The sequence below is a fragment of the Deinococcus radiophilus genome (assembly GCF_020889625.1).
In the GTDB taxonomy this organism is placed as follows: Bacteria; Deinococcota; Deinococci; order Deinococcales; family Deinococcaceae; genus Deinococcus; species Deinococcus radiophilus.
In genome coordinates this window covers 794045-806149 of the sequence record NZ_CP086380.1, presented here as the reverse complement: position 1 = coordinate 806149, position 12105 = coordinate 794045, and the positions used below count along the sequence as shown (strand labels likewise).

General features: G+C 63.1%; 10 protein-coding genes. 7 read left to right on the top strand and 3 right to left on the bottom strand.

Annotated features, from left to right (window positions below; genetic code table 11):
• Positions 1 to 51: 51 nt before the first annotated feature.
• The 3 genes from LMT64_RS04195 to LMT64_RS04185 form a co-directional block, all read right to left on the bottom strand.
• Entirely contained in the window at positions 52 to 1116 is a 1065-nt protein-coding gene (locus LMT64_RS04195; protein WP_229253378.1) for a lipid II:glycine glycyltransferase FemX, read from the bottom strand.
• A 99-nt stretch (positions 1117 to 1215) separates the two neighbouring features.
• Positions 1216 to 1983, bottom strand: coding sequence for an RluA family pseudouridine synthase (locus LMT64_RS04190; RefSeq protein ID WP_126351630.1), 768 nt, complete (start codon positions 1981 to 1983; stop codon positions 1216 to 1218).
• Positions 1973 to 2686 (bottom strand): 5'-methylthioadenosine/adenosylhomocysteine nucleosidase, encoded by a 714-nt coding sequence (locus LMT64_RS04185; protein WP_126351629.1) that lies wholly within the window; start codon positions 2684 to 2686, stop codon positions 1973 to 1975. Before LMT64_RS04185 ends, LMT64_RS04190 begins: the two co-directional genes overlap by 11 nt.
• Before the next feature lie 172 nt (positions 2687 to 2858).
• On the opposite strand from LMT64_RS04185, the gene LMT64_RS04180 reads away from it, so the two are divergent.
• The 7 genes from LMT64_RS04180 to leuS all read left to right on the top strand — a co-directional run bounded on the left by LMT64_RS04180 (position 2859) and on the right by leuS (position 11896).
• Positions 2859 to 4058, top strand: a complete 1200-nt coding sequence (locus LMT64_RS04180) for a MalY/PatB family protein (RefSeq protein ID WP_126351628.1) — start codon at positions 2859 to 2861, stop codon at positions 4056 to 4058.
• Positions 4059 to 4231: 173 nt separating this feature from the next.
• The gene (locus tag LMT64_RS04175; RefSeq protein WP_126351627.1) at positions 4232 to 5644 is read left to right on the top strand and encodes an alpha/beta hydrolase family protein; all 1413 of its coding nucleotides are present in this window, start codon (positions 4232 to 4234) and stop codon (positions 5642 to 5644) included.
• 229 nt (positions 5645 to 5873) lie between these two features.
• On the top strand, positions 5874 to 6305 hold the full coding sequence (gene mraZ / locus LMT64_RS04170) for a division/cell wall cluster transcriptional repressor MraZ (protein WP_126351626.1): 432 nt from the start codon (positions 5874 to 5876) through the stop codon (positions 6303 to 6305).
• An 87-nt stretch (positions 6306 to 6392) separates the two neighbouring features.
• Entirely contained in the window at positions 6393 to 7268 is an 876-nt protein-coding gene (gene rsmH / locus LMT64_RS04165) for a 16S rRNA (cytosine(1402)-N(4))-methyltransferase RsmH (RefSeq protein ID WP_126351625.1), read from the top strand.
• 68 nt (positions 7269 to 7336) lie between these two features.
• Positions 7337 to 7753, top strand: a complete 417-nt coding sequence (locus LMT64_RS04160; RefSeq protein WP_126351624.1) for a hypothetical protein — start codon at positions 7337 to 7339, stop codon at positions 7751 to 7753.
• The gene (locus LMT64_RS04155; protein ID WP_126351623.1) at positions 7743 to 9263 is read left to right on the top strand and encodes a peptidoglycan D,D-transpeptidase FtsI family protein; all 1521 of its coding nucleotides are present in this window, start codon (positions 7743 to 7745) and stop codon (positions 9261 to 9263) included. Before LMT64_RS04160 ends, LMT64_RS04155 begins: the two co-directional genes overlap by 11 nt.
• Positions 9264 to 9436: 173 nt before the next feature.
• Complete coding sequence (leuS, locus tag LMT64_RS04150; protein WP_126351622.1) at positions 9437 to 11896, top strand: leucine--tRNA ligase; 2460 nt, start codon at positions 9437 to 9439, stop codon at positions 11894 to 11896.
• Positions 11897 to 12105: the final 209 nt, after the last annotated feature.

The following is a 12105-nucleotide window of genomic DNA, read 5'->3' as shown; positions in this document are numbered from 1 at the left end:
GCAGACAGGCTGCGGCGCATGTGATCTTACTTACGGTTGCTTTACGGGCCCTTACAGCACGTCTTCGGCACTGCCACGCTTGCGGATGTTGTTCTGGGTTTTACGCCAGCGCAGGGCCTTGGTAATCACTGGAGCCGCTGCATTCAGTGGCAGATCGTAGGCCGGGAACCAGACGCGGTCCTCAGAAAACTTCAGCTTCATCTTGAACACACCGAACGAGTGCTTGGATTCGTCCAGTTCGCGGGGAATGCCCCAGAAGTCGAACACGCGGTAGCCGTGCGCTTTGGCGTCCAGCAGGGCGTTCCAGTAAAAGGCGTCGGGAGCCTTCACGTCTTTGCGGGCCTCGCCGCCTTCGCCGGGGCGGTCATCACGCACGCTGCCGCCGTAGAGATAACAGGTGTGTTCGCCCAGCGCGAGAAAGAAGCCGCCCGCCAGGGCGCGGCCCTCATGGCGCGAGAGAATCAGATAGGCGTCGCCGCCATACTTGGCGCCCTCACGCAGCATGGTTTCGTAGTAGGCCCGTGGGAAGGCCCCCAGCTTCGCCCGCTCGTTGGTGGCGGTAAAAATCTCCCAGAACGCCTCGAAGTCGTCGTCACGGCCAGCGTGTACGCCACGCTTCTGAGCGGTGCGGACGTTGCGGCGGGCCATGGAGTGCAGGCTCCCGAACAGAGCGTCCTCGGTACCGCTCAATTCACGGATGATGGTGTGTTCCGGCTGCTCGGTGGCGGCCCGCTCAAAGCGTCCAAAGGCAGCGGGGACTTCCTGCGAGTTGTCAGCGGGAATGGCCAGCGGCGGCTCAATCTTGAGCAGGGTGTCGCCTGCGCGGCGAATGGCCTGCACCGCCTGGCCGAACTCGGGCAGCAGATCGGTATTCAGCAGGGCCGGGCCACGCGGGGCGTAGAGGGTCGAAAAGCCGGGAAGCAGCCGTTTACGGATCAGCTGCACCGCGCCCACCGTTTCACCGGACCGCCGCAGCAGGTAACGTTCGGGGGTTTGCCCCAGCACGCGCCGGGCCTCGCCGTAGCCCCAGCCCTGCAGGGGGCTGCTGAGCGGCATGGCGGCCACAACGTCGTTGTAAGCCTGTGGATCGGTGGCGGGGATCAGCTCTATGGACACAGGGCCGATTGTAGCAGTCTGATTCCGGGCGTTCGGTCAGGGCAATTTATTGTCTCGAAGGCCAAGGGCTGAGCGACATGGAATGCCTGCAATGCACGGTCAGCCCCCAGCCCGCTGCAACGAAGTCTCTGCCAAACCATCCCAGAAGCCCTGCATATCGCCCGGCAATGAATCACGGACACGCACCTGCGCTCCGTCCCAGGGGAAGTGCAGGGCGGCAGCGTGAAGCGCTTGACGGGGCAGGCCCAGGCGGCGGGTCAACTCCGGGGTCTGCCCCGTCTCTCGGAACTCCAAGAAGGCGTCCGGGTCAGTGCCATAGATTTTGTCTCCCACCAGTGGCAGGCCAAGGTGGTAAAGGTGGGCGCGAATCTGGTGCAGCCGCCCAGTGCGGGGGCGGGCTTCAATCAGCGCGTGTCCGGCGCGACGTTCCAGAACGCGCAACCGGGTAACAGCGGGCTTGCCATCTGGAATCACGCCCTGACGCATGATCACGCGGTTGCCGCCACCCAGGCCCAGTTCGCCTAGTGGGGCGTCCAATTCCTGCTCGGCCCAGCGGGGTTCACCCTGGACGATGGCGAGATAGGTCTTACTGACCAACTGTTGCCGGAACAGCACGAAAAAGCGCCGCGCCGACTCGGGGTCGCGGCTGAGCAAGATCGTCCCTGAAGTTTCCCGGTCCAGACGGTGCGGCGGTCCCAGACCCGACTCACCTGTCTGACCCTGCCAGTAACTCACCAAATCAGGAGCGCGGGCAGAACCGTGCGACCGGACTGGATGGGTCAGCCAGCCGGCGGGCTTGTGCAGGGCATAAAAGTCGGGGTGCTCCAGCAAGGGGCGGGGCAGGTTCGCCCCCGGCTCAGTGCCCACGCGCGGTGTGCGGCTCAGCGGCCAACTGCCTGACCATGCCGCGCACCAGGGCCCCGGCGTGTTGGGCCACCTGTGGGAAGAACGAACGGTAGTCCACGTTGGCTGCGTGGTCCGCCGTATCGCTGATGGCCCGGATCACCACGAAAGGCACGCCCGCCGAAGCACAGACTTGGGCTACTGCCGCGCCCTCCATCTCCGCGCAGTATGCCTGGTAGCGATCATGCAGGCCCTGTGAGCCTGCCACCGACGCGATGAACTGGTCTCCACTGGCGACCCGGCCCTCATAGACCTGGACGCCGCTCACCGCTTCGGCGGCGGCCAGGGCCACCTCGCGCAAGTGTGCATCGGCCGCCCAGGTCGCGCCCTCGCCGGGAATGGTCCCCACCGCGTAGCCCAATGGCGTCACGTCTACGTCGTGCTGCACCAGATCGGTGCTCACCACCAGATCGCCCACCTTCAGAGATGGATGCACGCCGCCAGCCACGCCCGTGAAAATCACGCTGCTGGCCCCTTGAAGCAGCAAGATGGTGGCGGTCTTGGCCGCGTTCACCTTGCCAATGCCACCCTGGCTGAGCATCACCGGCACCCCATCCAGCTCGCCTTTGTAGACGGTCACGCCCAGGATGTTTTCTTCAGTCCGGCCTGTAAGAAGCCCGCGCAGCAAACTGATTTCTTCGTCCATGGCACCGATGATCGTAATCATGCGGATCAGTGTAACGGATGGTCCTGGCAGGACAGATGCGACCGCAGCAAGCCGCCAGGCAAATCCGTTGGCCCGCTTCTGCGCGCATGGCTTGAGCCTTTACACCACCCACCCTCTTTCCAACCAGTGGCTGTCTTCCTTTCATCCTCAGGCCAATCCATATCATGTCCCCATGACTTCTGACCCACAACCCGGATTTTCGCCAGAGCCGCACCGCTTCGACTCATTGACCGAAGAGCAGCTGCGGCACCCCGTCAGCGTGAAGTGGAGCACCTACCCCGAACACGCCCTGCCTCTGTGGGTGGCCGATATGGACCTGCCCATCTCCGACGAGCTCAAAGCCGCGCTGCAAGACCGTCTGGAACAGCCGATGGGCTACGCGAACACCGAAAGCCCCGACATTCCCCTGCGCCAACTGCTGATCCAGAAACTGGCCCAGGAGGGCGTGCCGGGCCTGCTTGGTCAGCAGATCACCTTGATTCCTTCGGTGGTGCAGGGGTTGTACGCCGCCGTCGCCGCCTTTACCCAACCCGGCGAAGAAGTGGTGGCCCTGACGCCCACCTACCCGCCGTTCCACCACTCGGTGCAGAAGCAAGGGCGGGTGTGGAAAAGTGCGCCGCTGGTCCACACCGACGCAGGCTGGCAGATCGACTGGGACGCGCTGGAAGCGGCCATCACGCCCCAGACCCGCCTCATGCTGCTGTGCCATCCCCACAACCCCACCGGGCGAATCTGGACGGACGAGGAACGCCGCCAGCTGGCCCAGGTCGCCAAGCGGCATGACCTGACCATCTGCTCGGACGAGTTGCACGCCGATCTGTGCTACCCCGGTGCGCCAGAGTTCCGCAGCATGGCCTCCGAGCCAGATGCCGCTGACCGGACCGTAGTGCTGACTGGCCCCGGCAAGGCCTACAACCTGGCGGGCATTGCTGCGGGTGCCATGATCAGCCGCAATCCCGAGCTGCTGGAGCGGATACAAGCCGCAGTGGGCGGGCTGGTCGGCCACCTGGGAGCCTACAATGCCAGCGCCTGGGAACTGGCCCTGACCCATGCCCAACCCTGGCGCGAAGAAGTGATGGACTACCTGCATGGCAACCGCGAACTGGTCCGTGAGTGGGCCGAATCTGAGCCGCTGGTCCGCTTTACGGCCCCGGAAGCCACCTACCTGGCCTGGCTGGACCTGCACCAGCACCCCCAGGCGGCCCGGATGCAAACCTACTTGATTGAACGTGGTGTGGCCCTGAACGATGGCACGACCTTTACCATTCCGGAAGAGGGAAGCACCCTGCAAGGCTTTGTGCGGCTGAACTTCGCCACCTCGCGCCCCGTGCTGCGTGAAGCGTTGAGCCGCCTCAGTGCGGCCCTGCAATAGAAGAACACCTACGGGGAAGTCTGACGGGCCACATGGGTTGAAGGGGGTGGAAGCCAAGTCCTTCAACTTCAGTCCCGTCAGAAGTGAACCCTCTCTCATGGCCGCTTCCCCGCCGTATGGTCTAGACTGCGCTGTCTGGCTGCTTCTATCGCAGCCTTGAGGATGCCCCGACCATGCCCAGTTTGCTTCTTGCTCTGACCCTGCTGCTGCCCGCAGCGGCCCCGGCCATGCTGTCCACCAGTATGCCGGTGCCAGCCCGTCCACCCGCATTGGCTGCCTCTCCAACTGCAGCAGCCACCGAGGAATGGCATGGCTGGATCAGACAGGGCGAGCGAGAAGTGCCGCTGGGTCTCACGCTGCGCTCTGATCAACCCCCCGTTGGCACCCGGCAAGCTGAACTGTGGCTCCCGGATCAGGGCGTACGTGGACAGTTGGCCGCCCTCACCAAATCTGGCGACTCGGATGGGCTGCGGGTGCAGCTGAGTCGCTGGCCTGGGCAACCGACCCTGACCCTCAAGCGCACAGGCCAGGGCCGCGCCAGCATCTTGCAGGGCAGTTTCAGCCAGGGAGCTTACCGCGCCCCTGTTACCCTATGGCCGGGCCGGGTCACGCTGCCAGCGCGGCCCCAGGAACCGCGCCCACCGCTGCCCTACCGCACGCAGGAGGTCACCGTGCTGGGGCAGGGGGCGGTGCCCCTGCGTGGCACGCTGACTTTGCCCGCAGGCCAGGGGCCTTTTCCCGCCGCGCTGCTGGTCAGTGGCAGTGGCCCGCAGGACCGCGACTCTACCCTGCACGGCCACCGCCCTTTTCTGGTGCTGGCCGATCACTTGACGCGCCAGGGCTACGCCGTGCTGCGGCTGGACGACCGGGGCACCGGCGGTTCGGGCGGCGACCTCTATGCCAGCCGCTACCGTGATCTGAGCGGTGATCTGGTGCAGGCCGTGACCTTCTTGCGGCATCATCCTGCGGTTCGCGCCGGGCAAGTGGGGTTGATCGGTCACTCCGAGGGCAGTTCACTGGCGGTCATGGCGGCGCAGCAGCTTCAGCCTGCGCCCGCCTACTTGGTGCTCCTCACTGGGCCAGCGGTGACAGGAGCCGAACTGCTGGACCAGCAATTGCGTGCCCAACTGAACGCCAGTGGACTGAACCTTACGCAGATCGAGGCAAGGGCCGCGTTGCAGCGCCAGGCCCTGGCCGGACAGGCCCTGCGCCCAGATCACACCGACCTGTCTGGCAGCGAGGTGGAGCAAGCTTGGCTTCACTCGCGCCCCTTCGTGCAGTCGCCGTATCTGCGTGACTTTGTGACCTATGATCCACGTCCGGCGCTGCGCCGGAACCAAGTTCCTACTCTGGCCCTGTTCGGGGAACGTGACCTGCAAGTGCCGCGGGCGGCTGGATACCTCCTCATGCAGAAGCTGCTGGAGACCCAGCCCGGCAACCTGATCCGCGAACTGCCCGGACTGAACCATTTACTACAACCGGCCCGCAGCGGCCTGCCGTCGGAATATGCTCAGCAATCAGTCACGCTGGACCCAGCCGCCCTGCATCAGATTTCAGGCTGGCTGAATACGGCGCTGAAGCGCTGACGCTACTTCTTCATAGAGGGTAGGTGGGAAGTAGATTGCCGACCAGATCTGTTTTGGTTCAGCAGGTGGAGGATGGGTGGGAGGTAGGCCCTCTTTTACATTGATGGTGGGAAGTTGGTGGGAACTGGTGGTAATTCGGGGAAATAGCCTGCTACACTGGCGGCAGCCGGGGCAGGCTGCCTCTGCTGCTGCCTGGGACTACCCAGGGCAGACCGACCGAGGAGCGTCTGTGCCGTTTGGAGAATACCCTTACAATCTGGATGACAAGGGCCGGCTGGTCATGCCGCCCAGCTTCCGTGAATTTGTAGAAGACGGTCTGATCCTGACCCGCGGCATGGAGGGCTGCCTTTACCTGTTTCCGCTGTCAGCCTGGCGGCGGATTGAGGAACAACTTGAAGGTCTGCCTATTACCGACGCGCCCGCACGTTCCTTCGTCCGGTTCTTCTACTCAGGAGCTTCCAAAGGCCGCTTGGACGGTCAGTCACGTATTTCCGTGCCTGGGCCACTGCGCCAGTTCGCAGCTCTGGATACACAGGCCGTGGTGGTGGGCGCTCCGGGTCGCCTGGAACTCTGGAACCCGGAGCGCTGGGCCGAGGCGATTGACCAGACCTTCACTGAAAGCGCCCCACCGAACGAATTGCTCCGCTCGCTGGTGGTCTGAGCTCCTATGCCCCATCTTCTCCTCACGCCTCTGTGCTGAATTTAATCCACATCTTCCCACTCTTCCTCACTTTGACCGGACCTGAACATGATCCAAACCCCTGACCTGACCCATCAACCCGTACTGCCCCAGCAGGTGCTAGACGCGCTTCAGCCTGCACCGGGCCGACTGATTGTGGACGGTACCCTGGGCGGCGCAGGTCACACCCGCATGTTGCTTGAACGCGGCGCTTCAGTAATCGGCATCGATCAGGACCCGTACGCCCTGAACCGGGTGGGCGCCGAAGGACTGAGTGGTCTACGGACGGTACAGGGCAATTTCCGCGACATGGTGTCTTTGCTAGGCCGCATTGGCGTGACCCAGGTGGACGGCATCCTGTTAGATATCGGGGTCAGCTCATTTCAACTGGACGACGCGGCACGTGGATTTTCCTACCACTCCGAAGCAGCACTGGATATGCGAATGAGCCAGGGTGGTCCCAGCGCCGCCGATTTGGTCAATGATCTTGAAGAATCCGAGCTGGCCGCCCTGATCTTCGAATACGGCGAGGAAAAACATTCACGCCGAATTGCACGGGCCATCGTGGCCGCTCGCAACCAGGCTCCCATAGAGACGACCACCCAGCTGGCCGATCTGGTCAAGCGGGCCTATCCTGGATTCGTGCGCGGTATTCACCCAGCACGGCGGACCTTCCAAGCCCTACGGATTGCCGTGAACGATGAATTGGGCGCACTGCGTGATGGGCTGCAGGCTGCGGAAACCCTGCTTGCTCCGGGCGGGCGGTTGGCCGTGATTTCCTTTCACTCTCTGGAAGACCGCATCGTCAAACGATTCCTGCTGAGCAGTCAACGCCTGACCCCTGTGACCAAACGGCCCATCACTGCTGATGATGAAGAGCTGCAAGGCAATCCTCGTTCGCGTAGTGCCAAACTGCGGGTGGCTGAACTGGAGGTAGAGAAGTGACCGCTCTACCAGGTAAACCCGCCATACAGCCAGCCGAAGGGGTGCCTACACGTTCCGAAGCAGTGGTTATGAGCTCAGCCCGCCAAAAGGCGCAGGAGCGCCACTCCGAGGCTTACTGGCGCGGCTGGGCCATTCGGCTCCTCAGCCTGTGGGTGCTGCTCAGCCTGCTGTTGGTAGGCCTGCGCGTCCAAACCTCGGACATTCGCAGCACGCTGCTGGACACCCAGGAGGCCAGCCAGCTGTTGGTCGTGGAGCGTGACGGCCTTTCCATGGAAGTGCAGACCCTGCAAAGTGCCAGTCGCATCACCGCCTGGGCCGAGGAGCAGGACATGCTGCGCTTTGCCGATTCTCTGAAGCGAAGTGCCGAGATCAGTGGCGTCAGTCTCCCCCAGCCTGCGCAGACCCCTCCGGCGCAGCTGGAGGTGCGCACCGAATGGCGTTCCCCTTCATCCCCCACCACAGGAGAAGAACCCCGTGGAAATTAAAATGCGTAACCGTGCCCGGCTGATGTATCTGCTGGCGGCCTTTATCTTCCTGAGCCTGACCTGGGGCTACGCCCAACTGGAATGGTCCATGCCAAAAAGCCTCTCGCGGCAAGTGGTGCAGGGCCGGGGTGACATCTTGGCCGCGGACGGCACCGTGATGGCCCGCTCGGTGGATGGTGAACGCCAGTATCCCCAGGGCGCACTGGGCGGCCAGGTGGTGGGCATGATGGGCACCCAGGAGGGCCTGGAAGGCATTGAGCACGCCTATAATCCGCAACTGGAAAGCGGGCAGGACGTGACTTTGACCATCAATCCGCGTATTCAGGCACAGGCGGAAGCAGCGCTGGCGCGGCGCATTCCTGAGTCCGGTGGCGATTCAGGCTCGGCCATCGTGCTGGAAACCCGCACCGGGCGTATCCTGGCCGCCGCCAGCTACCCGCCCTTTGACCCCAACCACTGGCGTGAGCATGAACCCAGCGACTGGCGCAACCGTCCCCTGCTGGATGTGTACGAGCCAGGCTCTCCGGTCAAGGGCCTGACGGTGGCGGCGGCGCTGAACGAGGGGGTCATTACTCCCAACACCGTATTCGATACCCCGATGCGGCGTTATGTGGGCGATCAGGAGTCCGGCAGCACCATCGGTGACTCGGTGCAGCATCCGGCGCAGCTGACCACCACCGAAGTGCTGCGCTACTCCAGCAACGTCGGCATCTCGCACATCGTGGAAGAGCTGCCAGGCACCACCCTACGCGATTATCTGATGTCTTACGGCTTTGGCCGCCGGGTGGACCTGGGGCCAGTGCGGACCGAGCGTGGCATCGTGCAGTCTGAAGACCGCTGGGGACCCCTAGTCGAAACCAACAGCGGCTTTGGGCAGGGTGTCAGCGGAACCACCCTGGACTTGGCGGCTGCCTTTAATGTGCTAGCCAACGACGGCCTGTACATTCCGCCCAAACTGGTTGAGGGCAGTACTTTTGGCGAGCGCCGTGAGGTGCTGAAAAATACCGAGGCTCGGCAGATCAAACCGATGCTTCAGACCGCACTGGAAGGTATCCGGCACGCGGCGGGGATCAACGGTTATAGCTGCGCGGGCAAGACCGGCACAGCCCAGCTGGTTGAGGACGGCAAATATGTCAAAGGCCAGTACAATTCCACCTACGCGGGCTTTTGCCAGACGCATGACCCCCGCATCACCATTGCCGTGATGGTCCACGGCGCCAAAGTGGAAAGTGGGATGTTTCAGGGTTCACAGCTGGCCGCACCGATCTTCCAGGAGTTGTCTGCCAGCATCATCTCCATGTGGGGGCTGCCGCCCGAGAACATTCCCGAAGGCTACTCGGTGGGCGTGCCCAGCACGGTCTGGGAAACCGAGGAAAATAACGCTGAGGCGAACGTGGCTGACGTTGCCGCAGAGGGCGAGGCCGCTGAAGAAACTGAAACGTCCGAGGAAGCCAGTCCTGCACCAACCACTGACGCTCCCACCGAGGAGGGCGCCGAAACCCAAGAGTAGCCGCACCGCGCCGCCATGCCTTACACTAGGCGTGTGATTCGCTCTGCCCTACCCACTGCGGGACCCTGCGACTAGCCGAACAGCTCAGCCGCCGGGTCCCGCTCCGTTGATAGGGCGGGGCCATTTTTTTTGGTCCATGACCAGCACCAGTTCAGACCACAAGGAGATACGCCATGACCAGACCCGAGATTCAAGAGCCGCGCCCGGAACGTTACAATCCCCATGCCATTGAGGGTCAGTGGCAGGAGCGCTGGCAGCAAAGCGGCCTGTACACCTTCGACCCGCAGGCCCCTGGCCAGAAGCACTACGCGCTGACCATGTTTCCCTATCCCAGCGGAAATCTGCACATCGGGCACTGGTACGCCACCGTCGCCCCCGACGCGCACGCCCGCTGGATGCGCATGCGCGGATACAATGTGCTGTTTCCGATGGGCTTCGATTCGTTCGGACTGCCCGCCGAGAACGCCGCCATCAAGCGCGGGGTCAATCCACGGGGCTGGACCTACGAGAACATCGCCCATATGCGGGGTCAGTTCGGGCGCATGGGCAGCATGATCGACTGGACCCGCACCTTTGCCACCTCCGACCCGGAGTACTACCGCTGGAACCAGTGGTTCTTCACGCAATTCTTCAAGCGAGGTCTGGCCTACAAGAAAGGTGGCCTGGTGAACTGGTGTCCCAAGGATCAGACGGTGCTGGCCAACGAGCAGGTGGTGGGCGGGGCCTGTGAGCGCTGCGGCACCCCGGTAGAGCGTCGCAACCTCAGCCAGTGGTACCTGAGAATCACCGACTATGCCGACGAATTGCTGGACTTCAGCGACACCGATATGCCGGAGCGGGTGCGACTGATGCAGACCAACTGGATCGGCAAGTCGGTGGGGGCCGAAGTGACCTTCAGTACTCCAGCAGGCCCGGAAACGGTCTTTACTACCCGGCCAGACACGCTGATGGGCGCGACTTTTATGGTGCTGGCCCCCGAACATGCCAAGGTGAAGGAATTGACCACCGACGCACAGCGTGAAGCGGTAGAGGCTTACATCGCTGCCGCTGGCCGCAAGACTGACGTGGAGCGCCAGCAGGAAGGCGAGAAAACCGGCGTGTTTACCGGCTCTTTCGCCACCCACCCTATCAGCGGCGATCAGTTGCCCATCTGGGTGGCGGACTACGTTCTGGTGACCTACGGTACCGGGTCCATCATGGCGGTGCCGGCCCACGATGAGCGTGATTTCGCCTTTGCGAAGAAATTTGAGCTGCCCATCCAGGAAGTGATTCGCCCTGAGGGCGGTGAAGCTCTGGATGTAGCTGGCAGTGAGCCGTACGTCGGCGAAGGCCTCATCGTGAACTCCGGTGAGTTTGATGGACTGCCCGGTGGTAAGGAAAGTATCGCCAACATCGTGGAACAACTGGAGGCGCGTGGTGTGGCCCGCGCCAAGACCACGTTCCGCCTGCGGGACTGGCTGGTGGGTCGCCAGCGCTACTGGGGCACCCCCATTCCCATCATCCACTGTGAGCAGTGTGGGCCGCAGCCGGTGCCAGATGATCAGCTGCCCGTGCGCCTGCCTGACGATGTAGAATTTACCCCCACCGGCCAGAGCCCGCTGAAGCTGGACACCGAGTGGGTCAAGGCCACTTGTCCGAACTGCAGCGGCCCCGCCGAGCGCGACACCGACACCATGGACACCTTCGTGGACAGTAGCTGGTACATGTACCGCTACCTCTCGCCGGACTACGGCGCGGGCCCCTATGACCCGGCTCAGCGGGGCATGATGCCGGTAGATCTCTACACCGGGGGCATCGAGCACGCCATTTTGCACCTGCTGTACAGCCGCTTCTGGACCAAGGTGATGCGTGACATGGGGCTGACGGACCAGAGCGAGCCGTTTAAGCGGGTTCGCAACCAGGGCATGGTGCTGGCCGAGGACGGCGAGAAAATGTCCAAATCACGCGGCAACGTCGTGGACCCCGATGATCTGGTCGCGGAGTACGGCGCCGACACGGTGCGGACATACCTGATGTTCATCGCGCCGTGGGAGCTGGGCGGTCCCTGGGACCCCAAAGGCATCAACGGTCCCGCCAAGTGGCTGAGCCGCATCTGGACCCTGTATTTCGGTGGGCAGCCGGATGGCCCCCGCGAGAACATGACCGAAGCCGACCTGAGATACGCGGTGCACTCCACGCTGAAAAAGATCGACAGCGACTTCGGGCGGATGAGCTTCAACACCATCGTGGCAGCGCTGATGGAACTGACCAACGTGCTGGTCCGCGCTGGACGCAGCGACCGATATGGCACGCCTGCTTGGGAAGAAGCTCTGAACATGTTCACCCTGATGCTGGCTCCCGTGGTACCGCACATCGCCGAGGAACTTTGGCAGGGGCGTGGCGGAGCAGGCAGTGTCCATCTTCAGCCCTGGCCGCAAGTGGACGAGTCAGCGGCGGTACGGGATAGCGTCAACATCGGCGTACAGGTCACGGGCAAGATGCGCGGCCAGATCGAGATTGGCAAGGAGGCCAGCCAGGATGAGGCCCTGGTCGCCGCGCAGGCCAACCCGGAAATTGCCAAGCACTTGGAGGGCAAGGACGTGGTCAAGGTGATCTACGTGCCGGGGCGGATTCTGAATATCGTGGCGAAATAAGCGCACGCGGTCATAGATTCCCGACCTTGAAACCCCGGCACACCATGAGGTGTCGGGGGTAGTTCATTGCTTCCCAGTCTCTTGCCCACACTCTGCGGTCATCACCTTCCTGATTCCTTTCTCGGTGATCCGGCCAGGTTGCGCGCCCAGGGCCTCGCGCAGTTGCCTGGCCCAAGGCATATTTATTCTAGCGGCATAGAATAGAGAGG